At 64.3% G+C, this 18804-nt stretch carries 17 protein-coding genes; 13 read left to right on the forward strand and 4 right to left on the reverse strand.

What is annotated here, in order from left to right; translation table 11 throughout:
* Positions 1-3: 3 nt before the first annotated feature.
* Together C0Z19_RS04680 and C0Z19_RS04685 are read right to left on the reverse strand one after the other, a co-directional pair.
* Entirely contained in the window at positions 4-1368 is a 1365-nt protein-coding gene (locus C0Z19_RS04680) for an amidase family protein (protein WP_199180752.1), read from the reverse strand.
* Between the two features lie 9 nt (positions 1369-1377).
* Positions 1378-2025, reverse strand: coding sequence for an FMN-dependent NADH-azoreductase (locus C0Z19_RS04685; protein ID WP_102608636.1), 648 nt, complete (start codon positions 2023-2025; stop codon positions 1378-1380).
* Positions 2026-2271: 246 nt separating this feature from the next.
* Here C0Z19_RS04685 and C0Z19_RS04690 point away from each other — a divergent pair, with 246 nt between their 5' ends.
* Positions 2272-3753, forward strand: coding sequence for a purine-cytosine permease family protein (locus C0Z19_RS04690; protein WP_199180753.1), 1482 nt, complete (start codon positions 2272-2274; stop codon positions 3751-3753).
* Positions 3750-4583, forward strand: coding sequence for a creatininase (locus C0Z19_RS04695; RefSeq protein ID WP_102608638.1), 834 nt, complete (start codon positions 3750-3752; stop codon positions 4581-4583). The genes C0Z19_RS04690 and C0Z19_RS04695 overlap by 4 nt, the downstream gene beginning before the upstream one ends.
* On the opposite strand, the gene C0Z19_RS04700 is transcribed toward C0Z19_RS04695, so the two are convergent.
* Complete coding sequence (locus C0Z19_RS04700) at positions 4558-6246, reverse strand: purple acid phosphatase family protein (RefSeq protein WP_102608639.1); 1689 nt, start codon at positions 6244-6246, stop codon at positions 4558-4560. The genes C0Z19_RS04695 and C0Z19_RS04700 overlap by 26 nt on opposite strands.
* Before the next feature lie 357 nt (positions 6247-6603).
* On the opposite strand from C0Z19_RS04700, the gene C0Z19_RS04705 reads away from it, so the two are divergent.
* The 11 genes from C0Z19_RS04705 to C0Z19_RS04755 all read left to right on the forward strand — a co-directional run bounded on the left by C0Z19_RS04705 (position 6604) and on the right by C0Z19_RS04755 (position 17380).
* Positions 6604-7806 (forward strand): ammonium transporter, encoded by a 1203-nt coding sequence (locus C0Z19_RS04705; RefSeq protein ID WP_102608640.1) that lies wholly within the window; start codon positions 6604-6606, stop codon positions 7804-7806.
* A gap of 413 nt (positions 7807-8219) precedes the next feature.
* Positions 8220-10466, forward strand: coding sequence for a TonB-dependent receptor (locus C0Z19_RS04710; RefSeq protein WP_102608641.1), 2247 nt, complete (start codon positions 8220-8222; stop codon positions 10464-10466).
* A 98-nt stretch (positions 10467-10564) separates the two neighbouring features.
* Entirely contained in the window at positions 10565-11248 is a 684-nt protein-coding gene (locus tag C0Z19_RS04715) for a Fe2+-dependent dioxygenase (RefSeq protein WP_102608642.1), read from the forward strand.
* Complete coding sequence (locus C0Z19_RS04720; protein ID WP_102608643.1) at positions 11245-11931, forward strand: PepSY-associated TM helix domain-containing protein; 687 nt, start codon at positions 11245-11247, stop codon at positions 11929-11931. The genes C0Z19_RS04715 and C0Z19_RS04720 overlap by 4 nt, the downstream gene beginning before the upstream one ends.
* Positions 11928-12740 carry an energy transducer TonB gene (locus C0Z19_RS04725; RefSeq protein WP_102608644.1) on the forward strand — a complete coding sequence of 271 codons (813 nt, stop codon included), beginning with the start codon at positions 11928-11930 and terminating at the stop codon, positions 12738-12740. Before C0Z19_RS04720 ends, C0Z19_RS04725 begins: the two co-directional genes overlap by 4 nt.
* A 20-nt stretch (positions 12741-12760) precedes the next feature.
* Complete coding sequence (locus tag C0Z19_RS04730) at positions 12761-13540, forward strand: MotA/TolQ/ExbB proton channel family protein (RefSeq protein WP_102608645.1); 780 nt, start codon at positions 12761-12763, stop codon at positions 13538-13540.
* The gene (locus C0Z19_RS04735) at positions 13540-13947 is read left to right on the forward strand and encodes an ExbD/TolR family protein (protein ID WP_102608646.1); all 408 of its coding nucleotides are present in this window, start codon (positions 13540-13542) and stop codon (positions 13945-13947) included. Before C0Z19_RS04730 ends, C0Z19_RS04735 begins: the two co-directional genes overlap by 1 nt.
* A gap of 31 nt (positions 13948-13978) precedes the next feature.
* Entirely contained in the window at positions 13979-15109 is a 1131-nt protein-coding gene (gene ribBA, locus C0Z19_RS04740) for a bifunctional 3,4-dihydroxy-2-butanone-4-phosphate synthase/GTP cyclohydrolase II (protein WP_102608647.1), read from the forward strand.
* Positions 15110-15163: 54 nt separating this feature from the next.
* Positions 15164-15673, forward strand: a complete 510-nt coding sequence (gene ribH, locus C0Z19_RS04745) for a 6,7-dimethyl-8-ribityllumazine synthase (RefSeq protein ID WP_102608648.1) — start codon at positions 15164-15166, stop codon at positions 15671-15673.
* Positions 15670-16107: a transcription antitermination factor NusB gene (nusB, locus tag C0Z19_RS04750; RefSeq protein WP_102608649.1), complete on the forward strand. Its 438-nt coding sequence runs from the start codon at positions 15670-15672 to the stop codon at positions 16105-16107. Before ribH ends, nusB begins: the two co-directional genes overlap by 4 nt.
* Before the next feature lie 79 nt (positions 16108-16186).
* Complete coding sequence (locus C0Z19_RS04755) at positions 16187-17380, forward strand: pyridoxal phosphate-dependent aminotransferase (protein ID WP_102608650.1); 1194 nt, start codon at positions 16187-16189, stop codon at positions 17378-17380.
* A 161-nt stretch (positions 17381-17541) separates the two neighbouring features.
* On the opposite strand, the gene C0Z19_RS04760 is transcribed toward C0Z19_RS04755, so the two are convergent.
* Positions 17542-18681: a transglycosylase SLT domain-containing protein gene (locus C0Z19_RS04760; protein ID WP_102608651.1), complete on the reverse strand. Its 1140-nt coding sequence runs from the start codon at positions 18679-18681 to the stop codon at positions 17542-17544.
* Positions 18682-18804 lie beyond the last annotated feature (123 nt).

Below are 18804 nucleotides of genomic sequence, written 5' to 3' on the forward strand. Positions count from 1 at the left end.
GACTTATCGAGCCTGCAGTGCCGACTCGACCGCGAGACACGCGCGCAATAGGCGATCGTCGTGCCCTCTCGGTGCGCAGATGAGCAGCGACGTAGGCAGCCCCTGCTCATCGACGCCGGATGGCATGGCGACGCCAGGCATATCGAGCAGACTACCCGGCATGGTGAGCGCCAGCGTCGCCAGGTTGCTTGTGGCAAACCAATCGTCGTCGTCCTCGAGCGCGGCCAGCAACGGGGCGACGTGCTTGACCGTCGGCGTAATCAGCAAAGCGCCGTCCAGTTCGTGCAGCATGCTCAGCATCAACTCGGCCCGCAGCGCTCGGATGCGTGCTTGCGCTTGCCGATCCAACGCTTTCGCCGCCACCAACCGGTTGCGGATGCGGCGATCGACCTGCCCGCCTCGTTCGCCTTCGACGACGGGCCGAAGCAGGCGCCAGGCTTCGATCGCACCGAGCCATCCATGAGCTTCGATTGATTCGCGCGTACGCATGAGCGTGCGGACGGGACGCACTTCTACGCTCGCCCCGCATTGGCGCAAACGAGCCGCGGCCTGTCGCAGATTCGCCGCGACAGCTGCTTCCAAAGCTGCATCGGCGAACACCGGCGAATCGACGATAAACCGAAGCTGCGCAAGTGGCGTCGGACTTGCCGGGCGATCCATGCGCCCGCGCATTGCGCCGTCGAGCAGCACACAATCTTCAACGGTACGGGCGAGCGGCCCGAGACTGTCCAGCGTAACGGCCAGCGGGAGTACGCCATGCATGTCATAACGCCCCGTCGACGCGCGAAAGCCGACCAATCCGTTGAACGCGGCCGGCACGCGGATCGACCCGGCCGTGTCGGTACCGATTGCGGCCGTCACGATGCCGCGCTGCACGGCGATTGCCGATCCGGAAGACGATCCACCCGGCACGCGCGGTGCGTTCGCATGAAAGTCCGCAGTCGGCGTGCCGAAGTGTGGGTTGAGCCCGAGACCGGAATACGCAAACTCGCTCAAGTTGGTCTTACCCACCGGGATCATCCCCATCGCCCGCATCGCAGCGATCACTGCGGCATCGCGGGTCGCGGGTGGCGAGTCAATTCGTGTGGTCGAACCAGCCGTCGTACGCATGCCCGCGACATCGATCATGTCTTTGACGGCGAAGGGGATGCCGTCGAGTGGGCTGAGCGGCGCACCGAATCTGCGCCGCTGTGCCGATTGCCCGGCAGCGTCGAGCGCCGAATCGTCGAGCGAAATGAAGACGCCTCGCGCCTCGCGCGATTTGCCTATTGCGATGCTGACCAGTTCGACCGCATCGAGGCTTCCCTCGCGTAGCTTCGACGCGGTCTGGACCATCGTCAAATGCGGCTGCATGGATGCTCGATCCATATCGGGCTGCTAGCGAACGCCGGCCAACTGACGGACCAGAACCGGCACCGCGGCAAACGCATCGGCCACCGAAGCATCATGCCGGGCATCGCCGAATTCCTGGTAGCTGATGCTGATAGCGTGACTTTCTTCAACGCCCAGATAGTGCGCACAGGTCAGGATGTGCGTTTCAAGGTGATTCATTTTTTCGCGGACGCCGCCGGGCCCGAATCCGAATTCGCCATGTGAGCTCAGAATGACGAGCTTCTTGCCGCGCATGACGGGTTCCAATGGGAAGTCGCCCCGCGCCAGATCGAACGTGAACGTCTTGCCGATGCGAATCACCTTGTCGAACCACGACTTCAGCGCCGCCGGCATGCCGTAGTTGTACATGGGCGTACCGATCACGATCAGATCCGCGCGGTCGATCTCATCGATCAGTTCGTCGGACAGACGCAACAGCTCGCGTTGCTCCGGCGTCAGCTGCGCTTCGGGCGTAAACACTGCAGCGATCCACTCTTCCGTGATGATCGGCGGCGGGTTGGCCCCGACGTCCCGCGTAATGATTTGCGCTGCGGGCTCGATTTGCGTCCAGGCGTCGATGAAGGAGCCGGATAGCTTACGACTAAGCGATCGTCCGTTGCGCGCGCTCGCGTTGATGTGAAGTAGCGTAGTCATGACGTGTGTGTTCCGTTATTGGCGAAGAGTGAAAAACCCGGAACACCGATTTAGACATAACGCCGACGTTCGCGCGATTGACGATTCCTTTGCACGTGTTGAACAAAACTCAAGTCTCACGGCGTACGCCACCCGTTGCATTTTTCTCAACGACGGTTGAGAACTCTTCGATTTCGCCGTTTATTTGTCTCCGTTCAAATGCCCACTCAACCCACCAGAGTCACGAGATTTCATGAGGAGACATTCGTGCCAGACGACAAAAGAGCGGACAAAAGAGCGAATCAGACAGCGGAGCACACAGCGCGAGCGAATGCGAACGCTGACGCCGCATACGATATCCATGGCATCGAGCCCGTGCCCGATCAAAGCCGGACCTCGGGACAGCTCGATCAGTTTTGGATCTGGGCCGGTGCAAACGTTGCGCCGATCAACTGGGTGCTCGGCGCCATCGGCATCCAATCGGGCTTGAGCCTTCTCGAGACGCTCGCAGTCATTGTCATCGGCAATGTGTTTGGATGCGCGTTGTTCGGCGCCATGTCCGTGATCGGACATCGATCGGGCGTACCGCAAATGGTGCTGTCGCGGCTCGCTTTCGGTCGGCGAGGCGCATGGCTCCCCACGCTCATGCAAGTGTTGATGCCGATGGGCTGGGTTGCGATCAACACGTGGATCGTGCTCGACCTCGCGGTTGCCGCGCTCGATCGAATGGGTTTGCGCGGCGGGATCGAACTCAAGTACGCGATTGCATTCGCGGTCATGGTGATCCAGGTCGGGATCGCAACCTGGGGCTTTCAGGCGATTCGACGTTTTGAGCGGTACACGATGCCGGTCGTCCTTGCGATCATGCTTGTCATGACCGTCCTTGCCTTCGTACATGTCGATATTCGCTGGGCCGTCTCAACGGCTCATGGTGTCGGCAAGCTTTCGGCAATGAGCCAGCTCATGACCGCGATCGGCATCGGCTGGGGCATTTCATGGCTCGTCTACGCGTCGGATTACACGCGCTTCACCCAACCGCACCTGGACAGCGGGCAGGTATTTCGCGCGACCTCGCTCGGTATGTTCGTGCCGACCGTCTGGCTCGCTTTTCTGGGAGCGGCGATTGCGTCGGCCGGCGGCGGCGCCGACCCCGCGCAACTGATCATTGCCGTGTTCGGTGCAATGGCGTTGCCCGTCTTGCTCGTACTGCTTCACGGTCCCGTCGCGACCAATATCGTCGTCATCTATTCGGCCGCACTCGCCACGCTATCGCTCGATCTGCGAATCGCGCGCCGGGTCGTGTCCCTCGTTTCCGGCGTCGTCGGCCTCGGCGTTCTCTATCTGTTTCTTCATTCGGGTGCGTTTGCCAATACGTTTGAAGACGTGATGGTCTTCTTTGTCGTTTGGATCGCGCCATGGGCCGGCATCGTGCTCGTCGATTTCTATGTCCTTCGGCGCGGCCGAATCGATGTCGGCGCGCTCTACCGGCATCACTCCGTCAGCGAATGTGGAGACGTCAACGTGTCCGGCATCGCGGCCCTTGCACTGGGTGTGCTCGCGGCCTGGCTCTTTCAGGTCAGCAATATCAAGGCGCTCCAGGGGCCGATCGCCATGGCGCTGGGCGGCATCGATCTCTCGTGGCTTGCCGGGCTCGGCGTAGGCGGAGGGAGCTACTACCTCCTTCATCTTGCGCGGCGCGGCACCCGCTCCGAGCAAGCATCACTCGCGAACGGCAGGAGTTCGACATGAACAGCGTGCGCATGGACAACATCAGTTGGGTCGAATACAAGCAGCGGGTCGATGCGGGATCGGTCGTCTTCCTGCCGTGCGGCGCGACGGAACAACATGGACCGCATCTCCCGCTCGGCACCGATGCCTTGCTGGCGAGCGCGATCAGCGAGGATGTCGCGCGGCTGGTAGGCGGTCTCGTCGCGCCCGCCATTTCCTATGGCTATAAATCTCAGCCCAGGAGCGGCGGCGGTCAACACTTTTGCGGCACCACGAGCGTGGACGGCGCGACGCTGAGCGCAATGGTCCGCGACGCCGTCCGGGAATTTCACCGACACGGTGTCAAGCGGCTCGTCGTTGTCGTCGGGCACTTTGAAAACCAGTGGTTCGTCACCGAGGGGATCGATCTGGCGATGCGCGACATCGGCGAGCGCAATACGATCGAAGTCATGCGTGTCGAGCATTGGGAATTCTGTCGCAGAGAAACGCTCGATGTTATTTTTCCCGACGGGTTTCCGGGCATCGCGCTCGAACATGCGGCCGTGATCGAGACGTCGATGATGCTTCACTACTACCCTCAATGGGTTTCGCTCGACCGCATTCCAAGTCATGGCCCGGCCGACTTCCCGCCCTACGATATGTTCCCAGCCCGCAAGGAATGGGTCCCGGCGAGCGGCGTGCTGTCGTCGGCGAAGGAATCGAGCAGCGAAAAAGGGCGTCTGCTCGTCAGAGATATCGTTGACTCGATGGCGACCGCTGTGTGTGACGAATTCGACTTGGCGGCGCGCCCGTCTCCTCACGACGACGAGTCGGGCGCACTACCTTTCAACGGCGCTGCTTCGTCAGCGTGACAGTCTCGAACAACTCGTAGTCGCCCGTCGGCGCCCGATCCGCGCCCGGCGCGTGATAGTAGTTCATCGTGATCGTCGACTTGCCGCCGTGTTCGCCCGGATCGACATCGAACACGGCGATACCGTATCCCGTGCCCGTATCGCGCTGCGCGGACCACACTGCGTCTTCCACGGCATCTGCCGGCGCGCGCACGAACACGCCCTCCGTTGCACCCGGCCTCGGCCGATTGGGCTTCGTAAACACCTTCGCTTGCGGATTGCCGGTGCCCGCATCGACGCCATACACGTCGAGCGGAGCGCTCGTACCGCCGCCGCCGAGGATCAGGTGAATCGTGCCGCGGCTCATGTCGAACGTATTGGCGCCGAGCTGCGCGTGACGAACCGGCCGTGGCGTCAGCGTATCGACGCGTTCGCCGGTTGTGACGTCCGTGCCCAAATGCCGGAAGCAACCGCACACCGGGTAGCTGCGTTCGTAGTCGTGATCGTGGCCGCACAGCACGAGATCGACGCCGTAGCGCTCGAACAGCGGCAACCATTCTTCGCGTAGCGCCTTGTCGGATCCATTGCCCGTCTTCGACGAACTCAGCGCGTCCTGATGCATTTGCACGACGATCCAGTCGATGCCGCGGTCGTCCGCCGCGCGGCGCAAGGTTTTCTCGAGCCAACGCGTCTGTTCGCCGTTGCTGTAGCCTCGCACGTAGAGCGAAGTGCCGGGCTGGATCGGCGCGTTGCCGGTGCTCTGCGCCGGCACGAGCGGCGCCGGCCCCGCGACGAATGCAGCGGCGTCCTGGTAGACGATGTCGTCGGCATCGAGCGAAATGAACAATACCGAGCTGACCTGGAACGCGTACCAACGCCCCGGGAACCGCGTACCGTTCTCGGGCAGCGTGTAGCGCGTCAAATAGGAATCGAGGCCCTGGGCGCCGTTGTAGAACTCGAGTTCGTGATTGCCGGGGCATGGCATCCACGGGCGGTTCGCCGCCGATGTCTGGTTGTTGTTGCCGAAGTCGCGCCAGACGTCGGGTTGATGAGTCGGATTCAGATTCGCGTAACAAAGATCGCCGTTCAGTAAATGAAACAACGGCTGGAAGCGCTCGACGGCTTCGACGGCAAACCGGCTTTGCGGCGACGACAGCACCCAGGCCGTGTTGGGCGTGGCGAGGTCGCCGTAACTCGTGAAGCGAAACGGCTTGCGGCCGCGCGGCGCAGTCGTGAAGCTCGCGGCGAACGGGCTGCCGATGCGGCTGCTATTGTCCGCCGTTACTTCGTAGCGATAGGTCGTGCCCGGCTTGAGATCCCCCAGACGGGCGTGGTAAGTGAAGACCACGGCACCATTGAGCCCGTCGGTGTAGGTGCGCTGAACGGCATGCACCGTTTCGCTGTGACCGTGATCGGCCGTTACGGTGACGCGCGGATGGACCGACGCCGCTTGCGACGCCCACGATACGACCACTTCACTCGTTGGATCGGCGCCCCAGGTCAGGTGGATCTGCTCGGGCGTACCGTCGGCCGTAGCGTTCGTGTCCGCCCCTTTGGCGGCGACGGTCAGCGCGCCCGCCGCACTCGCCAATCCCGATGCGCCCGCGAGTTTCAGAAAGCCGCGGCGCGACACACCCACGATCGATTCGTTCGAAGATGGATCGGGGGCTTTGTTCGTTGTCATGTCGTCAGTGCCTCTCAAGTGGGGTGGTTCATGCATCGGCCGTGCGCCTTCAGCGCGCAGGTGGGCTCGGGCACGATACGGCGGGCCAATGAAATACAGATGACACTGACGCGGCCCGGCTAACAACGGCTGCGCCATCTCAGTGCAAGCGCTCGCTCAGAGTGCAGACGCTCGTTGGCTGTGCATGAATCGCACTTGTGCTGTGCAGCCTCGCCATGCCGCGAGCACCGCGGCATCACACCGCAATGGTGCGCGAACCGCGTCGCGACGCGATCTCGCACAATATCGGAACGGCGATTCACCGACATGGCCCATAACTTGCGTTCCATGCCTTCTTTTTGCGCACAGACCTGAACCATGACTGAACTGAAATCGGGCGCCGATACTTTATTTCTTTTACTGGGCGCCGGGATGGTGCTCGCGATGCACGCCGGCTTCGCCTTCCTGGAACTGGGCACCGTCCGCAAGAAAAACCAGGTCAACGCGCTCGTCAAAATCCTCGTCGATTTTGCAGTGTCTACGATCGCGTACTTCTTCATCGGCTACACGATCGCTTACGGCGTGCAGTTCTTCGGCAACGCCGCCACGCTCGCCGAGCACAACGGCTACGCCCTCGTTCGATTCTTCTTTTTGCTGACGTTCGCCGCCGCGATACCGGCCATCGTCTCGGGCGGCATCGCAGAGCGGGCCAGATTCAATCCGCAACTGTGCGCGACCTTCATGCTCGTCGGCTTCGTTTACCCCTTTTTCGAAGGCATCGCCTGGAACGACCGGTTCGGTCTGCAGAGTTGGCTGGCCTCTGCGGTTGGCGCTCAGTTTCACGATTTCGCCGGCTCGGTCGTCGTGCATGCGTTCGGCGGCTGGGTGGCTTTGCCGGCCGTGTTGCTGCTCGGCGCGCGCCGAGGCCGGTATCAGCGTGACGGGCGCATCGCGGCGCACCCGCCGTCGAATATCCCGTTTCTCGCCCTCGGGGCCTGGGTGCTCGCGGTCGGCTGGTTCGGCTTCAACGTCATGAGCGCGCAGACACTCGATAAGATCAGCGGACTGGTCGCCGTCAATTCGTTGATGGCGATGGTCGGCGGCACGCTGGCCGCTTGCCTCGCCGGGCGCAACGATCCGGGCTTCGCCTATAACGGCCCGCTCGCGGGGCTGGTCGCCGTGTGCGCCGGCTCCGACGTCATGCATCCGATCGGCGCGCTCGTCACCGGTGCGATCGCCGGCGCGCTGTTCGTCTATATGTTCACCTGCGTGCAAAATCGCTGGCGCATCGACGACGTGCTCGGCGTCTGGCCGCTACACGGGATGTGCGGCGCGTGGGGTGGCATTGCCGCGGGGATCTTCGGGTTGCCGGCGCTCGGCGGCGCCGGCGGCGTGTCGTTGCTCGCGCAAGTGATCGGCACGCTGGCGGCGATCGTCGTTGCGACCGCTGGCGGCGCCCTCGTCTACGGCATTCTGCGCGCGACGGTCGGGATCCGGCTCGACAATGAAGCCGAATTCGATGGCGCCGATCTCTCGATTCATAACATCGGCGCGACACCCGAGCGCGAAACGGTAGTCTGAACATCGCGGCTGGGCCGCAGGTCTGAACCAGCCGGCCTCCTTCCTCGACGATCAAGCCACGTGCGCCGCCACGCGGCTTGTTATCGCGCGGCACACGCCGATTCGCTCCGGCGCGGCTGCGCGAGGCGCCCCGCCTCGGGTGCAGCGCTCGATCAGTCTCGCTGCTTCGCCCCCGTAGCCAACCCGGTTGCCGGCTGCCACAGCGACGCCCGCGCTGCGGCCATCCTGCCCGACGCGGCGCGACCACTGAAGCCCCTTCGATCAAGTCGTGAACTTGAAAGCGTCCCAAAATTATGTAATGCTAATCGTTCTCATTTGCATTTATAATCACCGCTGCTCGAAACAATGCAGCCGCGCTCCACCGCCTGCCGCGATAGCGGCGGGCCGCGCGACAGATACAGGGGTTCGTTTTCATGTTGACCAAGACGCCGCTAGCACGAGCGCTCAAACTCGCGTTCGCGCTCCATGTCACGGCGCTGCCACTTGCCGCACACGCTCAACAGGCTTCGGGGGCGCCGGGCAGCCCGCCGCGCAAAAATGTCGTCGCCGGTCCGGGCGAAAGCGCGCAAGCGGCCGCAACGGCTTCGGCGCCATCGGGCTTGACTTCGATCACGGCATTGCCGGCGGTTGAGGTCGGCGGCAACGCGCTTCATCACGATTTCCGCAGCGAGACCTCTACGGTCGGCGCCAAGGCACCGACGGCTCAGCGCGACATCGCGCAATCGGTCACCGTAATCAACCAGGCGCTCATGAAGTCGCAGGGCGCGACCTCGTTCCAGGACAGTCTTCGCAACGCGCCGGGCATTACGATCGGCGGCGCGGAAGGCGGGCAGATCGGCAACAACATCAACCTGCGCGGCTTCACGGCGCAGAACGACATCTATCTCGACGGCTTCCGCGATCGCAACCAGTACTACCGCGACACGTTCGACCTCGAATCGATCGAAGTGCTCTATGGCCCGTCTTCAATGCTGTTCGGCCGCGGGTCGACGGGCGGCGTCATCAATCAGGTCAGCAAGCGGCCGACGTTGAAAGCGTCCGGCGAAATTTCGACGACACTCGGCACGCATGATCGGTACCGCACGGCAGTCGATCTGAACCGCCCACTGACCGAAACGGCGGCCTTTCGTATCGATGCGTTCGGCCAATCGCTGGGGTCGACGCGGGACGTGATGAAGAACAAGGACTACGGGATTGCGCCGTCGATTCGGTTCGGAATCGGCACGCCGACCGAAATCACGCTGTCGGCACTGATCCAGCACAACTACGACATGCCCGATTACGGCGTGCAGTCGATCGACGGGCATCCGTTCGCGCCATCGATGCATACGGACTACGGGCTGACGGACGACCGCACGATTCAAGACGTGCAAACGCTGACGGCCCGCATCGATCACAAGGTATCCGACTCGCTCTCGGTGTCGAACCAGACACGCTTCTCGCATTCGATGACCGATGCGCGCGAGACGGCCGCAGCCAAAGTGCTGACGGGCCCGCTTGCGAGCAGCACCCCGCTGTCGAACGGCAACTACACGACACTGCCGCTCGAAGACCTCTACGTCCGACTCGCAAGCCACGACCGAGTGATCGAGAATCACTCGGTCTATAACGAGACGATGGTCCGCTATCGATTCGATACGGGGCCGCTCGGCCACGACTTGATCGGGGGCGCGCAGCTCGGCCACGACAGCTACGGCAACCAGGCGTACACGCGCAACAACATGCCGATCGTGTCGCTGGTCGATCCTGTCTATATGGGCACACCGTCGAGCGTCACGCAGACAGTCGGCAACCGTGCCGATTCGGGCGCAACGTCGCTGGCCGCGTATCTGAACGACACGGTGTCGGTCGGTCAGCATTGGAAAGTGATTGGCGGGCTCCGCTGGGATCGCTTTCAGGCGCATATCCGCAATACGGTCAACGCACCCGCTTATGCGGCGCAAACGAACTACTTCACGAGCGTGCGCGCGGGCGCTATCTATCAGCCCACCGATTGGCAGTCCTATTACGTCTCTTACGGCACGTCGTTCAACCCATCGCTCGAAGCGCTGACGGTCACGAACCTGACGCAGAACCTCGCCCCCGAGCATACGAAGTCGTACGAGATCGGCGGCAAGTGGGATTTGCTCGGCGGCAATCTGTCGGTCACCTCCGCGTGGTTCCTGCAAGAAAAGGACAACGCGCGCACGCAGGTGTCGTCCACCGAATACACGCTCGACGGCGACATCCGCGTGCGCGGATATCAGGCAAGCATCACCGGCCATCTCCTGCCGAACTGGCAAGTGTTCGGCGGCTACACCTACATGGACGCCGTCATCATGCGCGCGGCCGACGGCACGAGCGGGCACGTCCCCGCGAACACGCCGCGCAATACGCTGACGCTATGGACGACGTACAACCTGACGCCGCATTGGGAAATCGGCGGCGGCCCCACGTACATGTCGGCACGCTATGCGGCCAATACGAACTACGTGCAGGTAGGCGGTTACACGCGCTGGGATGCCATGGCCGCCTACCACGAGAAGAAATGGGACTTGCGCCTGAATCTGCTGAACCTGACGAACAAGTTCTATTACGACGCGCTGATCCAGTCCGACGGCGGCCGCTCGGTGCCTGGCATCGGACGCACGCTTCTCGCAACGCTCGAATATCGCCTTTGATGGCATCGGCCGTCATGCGCAGTAGGGACAGGCCTCGTCGCAACATGAGCGCGCTGCCCCTCACCTCAATGCATGAGCGGCCTTCAGGAAGCACCACCATGCTGCTACAGATCCCCGGCGTCCTGAGCGCCGAACAGATACAAGGCGTGCGAAGCCGGCTGCAGGCAGCGGGCGACGCGTGGGTCGACGGCCGCGCGACGGCTGGCTATTCGGGCGCCCCGGTCAAGCGCAATCAGCAAATCGCCGAGCATTCGCCGATCGCACGAGAACTTGGCGATGTCGTGCTCGCCGCGCTCGAACGGCACCCGTTGTTCATCAGCGCCGTATTGCCGAATCAGGTCTATCCGCCGCTGTTCAACCGCTATGGGGCGGGCATGACGTTCGGCGATCACGTCGACGGCGCCGTGCGCCTTCTGCCGAACGGCATCAAGCTGCGCACCGACGTTTCCGTCACGCTGTTTCTGTCTTCGCCCGACGAGTACGACGGCGGCGAGCTCGTAATCGAGGACACCTACGGCGCGCATGCCGTGAAGTTGGCGGCCGGCGACATGATCGCGTATCCGGCGACAAGCGTGCATCGCGTCACGCCCGTCACGCGCGGCGTACGCGTCGCGAGTTTCTTCTGGGTCCAAAGCCTCGTTCGCAGCGACGCTCAGCGCGCGCTGCTGTTCGACATGGACAACGCGATCCAGCGCCTGAACGCGACCGATGCCGACGAAACCGCGCGCCGCACGCTCGTCGGCTGTTATCACAATCTTTTGCGTCTCTGGAGCGAACCATGACCGTATCGGAAGCCGCCGTGCCTGTCCGCGCCGCGACCTCGAACGTCGCCGAATCGCAGGCGAAGCGCAGCCGGCGCGCCACTTTCATCAAATGGCTGCGCAACGTGCATGGCTGGGTCGGCCTCTGGGGCGCCGCACTGGGGATGCTGTTCGGCGCGACCGGATTCGTGTTGAACCATCGTGCCGAGCCGCTAAAGATTTCCACGGGCGCGCCGCACGTCTCGACCATGCAGGCGCGCTTGCCTGATCCGCTCCCGCAAACGCCGCATGAACTCGCGAGCTGGCTGCGCGAAACGTATGCGCTGAAGGGACGGCTGGGCCGTGCGCAGCGCGAACCCGAACATCGCGTGTCGTGGGGCGGCCGCGAGACGGTGCAACCGGAACGATGGCAGATCACGTTCTCGACGCCGCAAGACAGCGTCATCGTCGAGTATTGGAAAGGCAACGATTTCGTCACGCTCAAACGCAGCGAAAACTCGTGGGTTGCGACGTTGGTCAATCTGCACCGTGGCGTCGGACTCAGCGTCGGGTGGGTCTTGCTGATCGACACGATCGCCGGCTCGCTCGTGCTGTTGTCGCTGACGGGCGTGCTGCTTTGGACTCAACTGCATCGAGTGAAGACGCTCGCCGCCGTTCTTGTCTTCGGCTCGATCGCGCTCGCTGTGTGGGCGGGGCTCGCATGAACCTGAACCTCGACACGACGCATGGCTGGACAGCCATGCCAACGAGCGATAACGCGGCGACCGTCAGGACCGCATTGATGGTCCAACCCGCGCAACCGCGACGCACGGCAAGCGTTGCGGGCTGGAGCGCATCGGCGCTCGCCCACGCCCTCGCGTTCGCGCTGTTGGCGAGCCACTTCGGCGAGAAGCAGACGAGAGAGCCTGCGGCCGTCCCACCGATCGCCATCGAGGTGGTCACGCCGGCGCAGAGCGCACCAGCGGTGGCACGCCCCGTTGCACCGCCGCGGCAAAGCACGCCATCGCCATCCGCACCGCCGCACCCGCGTAGCGCTGCGCCGCCAGCGTCGCCGCCCCGCTCCGCCCAGCACGCGCCCCCCGCTGCGGCCACACGACAGGACGCATCGCCCGCTGCGCCTCGCGCGCAGGACGCCGCATCGGCGCAGGCTGCTGCTGCGGCCTCGGCGGCTCCGTCCGCTGCGCCCAGCGCCGCCTCGGCTGCCCTCACGCCCGAGACGCCCGAGCTGCCTGTCACGCCGCCCATCGGCAACGCGGCTTATCTGCACAATCCGCCGCCGCGCTATCCGCGATCGGCGCAAGAAGAAGGCTGGGAAGGACGCGTCGTGTTGCGAGTGCACGTCGACGCGGGCGGGCATCCGGTCGAAGTCCGACTGCATGCGTCAAGCAGCCATGAAGCGCTCGACAAGGCCGCGCTCGCGGCCGTGCGCCAATGGTCGTTCGTGCCGGCCAAACGCGGCTCGACGCCGACCGACGGTTGGGTGGACGTGCCGCTCGATTTTCGTTTGAACTGACTTTCGAAGGAGTACCCGATATGTCCGAATCCGTTTCCTCGCTCATCGCCCACGCGGCGTTATGGATCTTGCTGGCGTTCTCCGTCGCCAGTTGGGCGCTGATCATGCTGAAAGCCCTGCAAGCGGTGCGCGCGGGCCGCGCCGATCGCCGCTTCGAGCGGTCGTTCGGCCAGGCGACCGATCTCGAAGCCGCCGCCCGAACCGCCGGCGCTGCTGCACCGGACAGCCCGAAGGCCCAGCTCGCCGCGGCGTTCTTCGACGCACTGGCGGGTGCCGCGGACGCCGCGCCCGGCATCCATGCCGTCTACGGCGGACACGCCGTACATGCCGGGCAAGAACGCGAATACCACGCGATCGGCAAGGAGTTGTGCGAGCGAGCGCTCGCGCAGCGTATCCGTCGCGAACGGCGCACGTCCGAGAACGGCCTCGCCGTGCTCGCGTCGATCGGCAGCACCGCGCCGTTCGTCGGCTTGTTCGGGACGGTCTTCGGCATCATCCATGCGTTGAGCGCGATCTCGCACCGCGCCTCGGCAAGCATCGATGTCGTCGCGGGGCCGATCGGCGAGGCGCTCGTCGCGACCGGGGTGGGGATTGCCGTTGCGGTACCGGCCGTGCTCGCCTACAACTTCTTCGTTCGCCGCAGCAAATCGCTGCACGCCGATCTCGACGACTTCGCCAACGACCTGCTCGCGCTCGCGCAACAACGCGGTTTCGCGCTTCGCTCCGAGCACCGCCACAGCGCGACACCGGCCACCGCCACGACGGTTCGCCGCGGATCCACGCGGGAGGCGCTCGCATAATGGCGTTCTCGACCCAATCGGACAACGACGACGTCGTCAGCGAAATCAACATCACGCCGCTCGTCGACGTCATGCTGGTGCTGCTGGTTGCCTTTATCGTCACGGCGCCGCTGCTGAACAACGCGATCCGCGTCAACCTGCCGAAGACGGACGCCGCGGCGAGCGCGCCCGAGCGCCCCGTCACGGTCAGCGTCGACAAGGATGGCGGGATTTTCATCGACAAACGGCGCATTGCCCGCGAACAGAGCAACGCCGAATTCGCGCGGCTGCATGCGCAGCATCCCGAGGCGCTCGTGACCTTGCAAGGCGACGAAGGCACGCCCTACGGCAACGTTGCCCAGGTATTGGCGGGACTTCAACGTGCCGGTGTGACAAAGCTCGCAGTGCTCACGCAGCCCGTGCAGTAAAATACGCGCTTTCCCGAATCCATCCAATGACATGTCCATCGCCTCCACTCCCGAGATCATCGCCGAGCTCAAAGCCGGCCGGATGGTGATCCTCGTCGACGAAGAAGATCGCGAAAACGAAGGCGACCTTGTGCTCGCGGCCGATTTCGTCACGCCGGAAGCGATCAATTTCATGGCCCGCTACGGCCGCGGCCTGATTTGTCTGACGCTGACGCAGGAGCGTTGCAAGCAGTTGAACCTGCCGCTCATGACCTACAAGAACGGCACCCAGTACGGCACGGCGTTCACCGTCAGTATCGAAGCGGCCGAGGGTGTCACGACGGGCATCTCCGCGGCCGACCGGGCCCGCACGATCGCCACGGCCGTCGCGCGCGACGTACGGCCCGAGCACATCGTGCAGCCTGGGCACGTGTTCCCCATCATGGCGCAGCCGGGCGGCGTGCTCGTGCGCGCGGGCCATACGGAAGCCGGCTGCGACCTCACGGCCCTGGCGGGGCTCACGCCGGCGGCCGTCATCTGCGAAGTCATCAAGGACGACGGCACGATGGCGCGCCTGCCCGATCTGATCGAGTTCGCGGCCCAGCACAACCTGAAGCTCGGCACGATCGCCGACCTGATCCACTACCGCAGCCGCACCGAATCGATCGTCACGCGCGTCGCCGAGCGCACGATGCAAACGGCGCACGGTCCGTTCCGCGCGATTCTCTATCAAGACCAGCCGAGCGGTTCGCCGCACCTCGCGCTCGTGCGCGGCACGCCCACGCCCGAGAGCGAAACGCTCGTGCGCGTCCACGAGCCGCTGTCGGTGCTCGATCTGCTCGAAGTCGGCACGTCCACGCACTCGTGGACGCTCGACGCCGCCATGAAGGAGATCGCCCAGCGCGAGGTCGGCGTCATCGTCATGCTCAATTGCGGCGACACGAAAGATCATCTGATCGACGTCTTCCGGGCGCTCGATGAAGAGGAAAAAGCGGCTGAACTGAAGCGGCGGCCCGTCGATTTCAAAACCTACGGCGTGGGTGCGCAGATTTTGCGCGAGCTCGGCGTCGGCAAAATGCAAGTGCTGTCGAATCCGCGGCGGCTTGGCAGCATGTCGGGTTACGGCCTCGAAGTGACGGGGTTCGTACCAATGCCGGGCGCAAGCGCGCAGCCGGGCGCATAATCCCCGGCATTGCGTCGGCAACCCGCCCTTCCCCAACTTTCTACGGACCTCATTATGGAAATCGGACAATACCAACCGAATCTCGACGGCGACGGCCTGCGCATCGGCATCGTTCAGGCGCGCTTTAACGAACCCGTCTGCAACGGGCTCGCCGACGCTTGCGTCGAAGAGCTCGAACGCCTCGGCGTCGTCGGCGAAGACGTGCTGCTCGTCAGCGTGCCGGGCGCACTCGAAATTCCGCTCGCCCTCCAAAAGCTCGCCGAAAGCGGCCAGTTCGACGCGTTGATCGCGCTCGGCGCCGTTATCCGCGGCGAGACCTATCACTTCGAGCTGGTCTCGAACGAAAGCGGTGCCGGCGTCGCGCGCATCGGTCTCGACTTCGGCATTCCCGTCGCCAACGGCGTGCTGACGACCGACACCGACGAACAAGCCGTCGCGCGCATGACCGAAAAGGGCCGTGACTGCGCGCGTGTCGCCGTCGAGATGGCGAACCTGTCGGTTGCGCTCGAACAGCTTGGCGGCGACGAAGACGAAGACGAGGACGAAGAAGAGGACGAGGCATGAAGAGCGCCCGCCGACGCTCCCGCGAATTGGCCACGCAGGGGCTGTATCAGTGGCTGCTGTCGGGTGCGCCCGCCGGTGAAATCGACGCCCAGCTGCGCGGGGCGCAAGGCTTCGACAAGGCCGACCAGGAGCACCTCGACGCGCTGCTGCATGGGGTCATCCGCGAGAACGAGGCGCTCACGGCCGACCTCACGCCTTGCCTCGATCGGCCGATCGAGCAGCTCTCGCCCGTCGAACGCGCCGTGCTGCTCGTCGCCGCATTCGAGTTCAAGCATCACGTGGAAATTCCGTATCGCGTCGTCATCAACGAAGCGGTGGAGCTCGCGAAGACGTTCGGCGGCTCGGACGGCTACAAGTACGTCAACGGCGTGCTCGACAAGCTCGCGCTGAAGCTGCGCGCCACGGAAGCGCAGGCGGGGCGGGCCAACCGCTGAGCCCCCGCAGATGGTTTATTTCGCGCGTGCGCCGTACCCCGGCCCGCGCCGACCCGAATCCCGATAGTTGATTTCCAGCATGAACATCGCCGCAGAACCGCTCATCAAGCTGGCGTCGCGTGTGGACGCGATCGCTCCGTTCTACGTCATGGAACTCGCCAAAGAAGCGCGGCAGCTCGAACTGGCGGGACGCCACATCATCCACATGGGCATCGGCGAGCCGGATTTCACGGCGCCGGAACCAGTGGTCGAGGCCGCCGCACAGGCGCTGCGGCGAGGCGTGACGCAGTACACGGGGGCGTTAGGCATCGCGCCGCTGCGCGAAGCGATTTCGGCCTACTACCAGTCCACCTACGGGCTCAACGTCGAGCCTTCGCGCATCGTCATTACGGCCGGCGCGTCCGCTGCTCTGCTGCTCGCTTGCGCGGCGCTCGTCGATCGCGACGACGAAGTGCTGATGCCCGATCCGTCCTACCCCTGCAATCGGCACTTCGTCGCGGCGATGGAAGGCCGGCCCGTGCTCGTGCCAAGTGGCCCGGAGGCGCGCTACCAGTTAACGGCCGCCGAAATCGAACAGCGCTGGGCACAAAAAACGCGTGGCGTGCTGCTCGCCTCGCCGTCGAACCCGACCGGCACGTCGATCGAACCGGCCGAACTCGAGCGCATCGTCAAAGCCGTCCGGGCGCGGGGCGGCTTTACGATCGTCGACGAAATCTACCAGGGGCTGTCGTACGACGCGCGGCCGGTCTCGGCGCTGTCGTTTGGCGACGATGTCGTCACGGTCAACAGCTTCTCGAAGTACTTCAACATGACCGGTTGGCGCCTTGGCTGGCTCGTCGTTCCGCCCGCGATGGTCGGCGCATTCGAAAAGCTCGCGCAGAACCTGTTCATTTGCGCATCGGCGCTCGCGCAACATGCGGCGCTGGCCTGTTTCGAACCCGAGACGATCGCCATCTACGAAGGGCGTCGGCTTGAATTCAAACGCCGTCGCGACTTCATCGTGCCGGCGCTCGAGCGTCTCGGGTTTTCGGTCCCGGTCATGCCCGACGGCGCGTTTTACGTCTATGCCAACTGCCGCGGCGTCCCGCACCCGGCCGCGGGCGACAGCGCGGCGCTCACGAAAGCGATGCTCCATGACGCGGGCGTCGTCCTCGTGCCCGGCCTCGATTTCGGCCAACACGCGCCGCGCGACTATATCCGCTTGTCATACGCCACGGCCTATGCCTCGCTCGAAGAGGCCGTCGAGCGCCTCGCGCGGCTTTTCGGGCATTAGGACCCAAGCGAAGGCTGGCACAACGAGATCAGGCGCTTCGGACATCAAGCGCAGCGCCGCGGCCCCACTGCGGATCGCCAATCACGCCCACGGACGAAAAAAAGCACCCATGCGGGTGCTTTTTTATTTCCAGCTGCGTTCGTGCTGCGATGTGCTACGGCTTACGCACCCAGTTCCGTTTGCGTGCCGTGCCGCGGCGCGGCGAGGTTGCTCGAATCTTCGGAGTCAGAAGCAGGCGCCGATGTTGCCGCGGTATTCGTCTTCGATGGTGCCCCGTCCGTGTGGCCGTCGAGCGCAACCTGAACGCGCTTGGTCGACACCACGACTTGCTTCTGCGGCGCCTGCGGCGCGTTGATCGGCACCGACCGGCCACGCGCGACGTCACGCAGGCGCGCTCGCTCGGCCAGGACTTTCGCGCCATAACCGCCGTCATCCTGCGACGTCGAACCGACATAGAGACGCAGGCCATCGGCCAGCGAGCCGCCGCGCGCGATGCAGTCTTTCAGCACGACCGCGCCGACCGTGATGTTCGCGAGCGGCTCGAGCGCCGCACCGGGGCCGCCGAAGTAACGGAATTTGTCTGAATGAACCTTCGACATGACCTGCATGAGCCCCTGCGCTCCGACGCCGCTTTCGGCGTACGGATTGAAGCCCGATTCGATCGCCATCACCGCGAGGAGCAACAACGGGTCGAGACCGACTTGACGACCGGTGTCGAAGGCGGCCTTCACCAGCTCGCCGACAGGCTCCTGGGCCACGTGGTAGCGACGCGCCACATACGACGTCACGAGCGCTTGCTCGCGCGCCGACACGAGTACGCGATCGTCGCGCGCGTCGGCCGACACATGCTGCGACGAGATCATCTTGGCGAGCAGGTACAGATTCGACGGAGTCAGGCTCGTGGCCAAGTGCGCATCGCCCGAAGGCGACGTGCTCGCCAGGGCGAAACCGCTTACGCCGCTGCCGTCGAAGGCGCCGTCATAGCTCGCGTTGTCCGCGCCGGCTACGGCGCCGGGAACGTCGTCGCCGCTATCGGGCGTGGCCGGGCCGAACGCAGGCAGCGGATGACCGCTCAGGAGACGCGCCGGGCCCGCCTGCACGGCGGCCGAGATGAACGGCATCAAGCGCGCCGCCAACGTACCGCGTACGGTCGGCAACAGCCAGAGGGCAAGCGCGACCACCACGGCGCAAGCACCTACGAGGCTGAACAGATGGTGACTGACACGCGTCCCACGGCGCAGTGCGGTTCGCACCGCTACGCCGAAGCTGCCATCGGGACGCCAAGACAACCAAGTATTCATTCAGTTCTCCCATTGAGCATGGCTCGTCTCGACGGTACGGCGGCGCGCAAGCGCGTATCGAGAAAAGCCAAGGCGTCGCAAGCCTTGGTTGGGACTGAGGCGACGCCGGGATACGGCAAGCTA

The sequence above is a fragment of the Trinickia soli genome, from assembly GCF_002879855.1.
In the GTDB taxonomy this organism is placed as follows: domain Bacteria; phylum Pseudomonadota; class Gammaproteobacteria; order Burkholderiales; family Burkholderiaceae; genus Trinickia; species Trinickia soli.

What these genes read in the sequence shown, in the direction of transcription:
- C0Z19_RS04680 (WP_199180752.1), bottom strand. Translation starts at nt 1,368, where the DNA reads ATGGATCGAGCATCCATGCAGCCGCATTTGACGATGGTCCAGACCGCG.
- C0Z19_RS04685 (WP_102608636.1), bottom strand. Translation starts at nt 2,025, where the DNA reads ATGACTACGCTACTTCACATCAACGCGAGCGCGCGCAACGGACGATCG.
- C0Z19_RS04695 (WP_102608638.1), top strand. Translation starts at nt 3,750, where the DNA reads ATGAACAGCGTGCGCATGGACAACATCAGTTGGGTCGAATACAAGCAG.
- C0Z19_RS04700 (WP_102608639.1), bottom strand. Translation starts at nt 6,246, where the DNA reads ATGACAACGAACAAAGCCCCCGATCCATCTTCGAACGAATCGATCGTG.
- C0Z19_RS04705 (WP_102608640.1), top strand. Translation starts at nt 6,604, where the DNA reads ATGACTGAACTGAAATCGGGCGCCGATACTTTATTTCTTTTACTGGGC.
- C0Z19_RS04710 (WP_102608641.1), top strand. Translation starts at nt 8,220, where the DNA reads ATGTTGACCAAGACGCCGCTAGCACGAGCGCTCAAACTCGCGTTCGCG.
- C0Z19_RS04715 (WP_102608642.1), top strand. Translation starts at nt 10,565, where the DNA reads ATGCTGCTACAGATCCCCGGCGTCCTGAGCGCCGAACAGATACAAGGC.
- C0Z19_RS04720 (WP_102608643.1), top strand. Translation starts at nt 11,245, where the DNA reads ATGACCGTATCGGAAGCCGCCGTGCCTGTCCGCGCCGCGACCTCGAAC.
- C0Z19_RS04725 (WP_102608644.1), top strand. Translation starts at nt 11,928, where the DNA reads ATGAACCTGAACCTCGACACGACGCATGGCTGGACAGCCATGCCAACG.
- C0Z19_RS04730 (WP_102608645.1), top strand. Translation starts at nt 12,761, where the DNA reads ATGTCCGAATCCGTTTCCTCGCTCATCGCCCACGCGGCGTTATGGATC.
- C0Z19_RS04735 (WP_102608646.1), top strand. Translation starts at nt 13,540, where the DNA reads ATGGCGTTCTCGACCCAATCGGACAACGACGACGTCGTCAGCGAAATC.
- ribBA (WP_102608647.1), top strand. Translation starts at nt 13,979, where the DNA reads ATGTCCATCGCCTCCACTCCCGAGATCATCGCCGAGCTCAAAGCCGGC.
- ribH (WP_102608648.1), top strand. Translation starts at nt 15,164, where the DNA reads ATGGAAATCGGACAATACCAACCGAATCTCGACGGCGACGGCCTGCGC.
- nusB (WP_102608649.1), top strand. Translation starts at nt 15,670, where the DNA reads ATGAAGAGCGCCCGCCGACGCTCCCGCGAATTGGCCACGCAGGGGCTG.
- C0Z19_RS04755 (WP_102608650.1), top strand. Translation starts at nt 16,187, where the DNA reads ATGAACATCGCCGCAGAACCGCTCATCAAGCTGGCGTCGCGTGTGGAC.
- C0Z19_RS04760 (WP_102608651.1), bottom strand. Translation starts at nt 18,681, where the DNA reads ATGAATACTTGGTTGTCTTGGCGTCCCGATGGCAGCTTCGGCGTAGCG.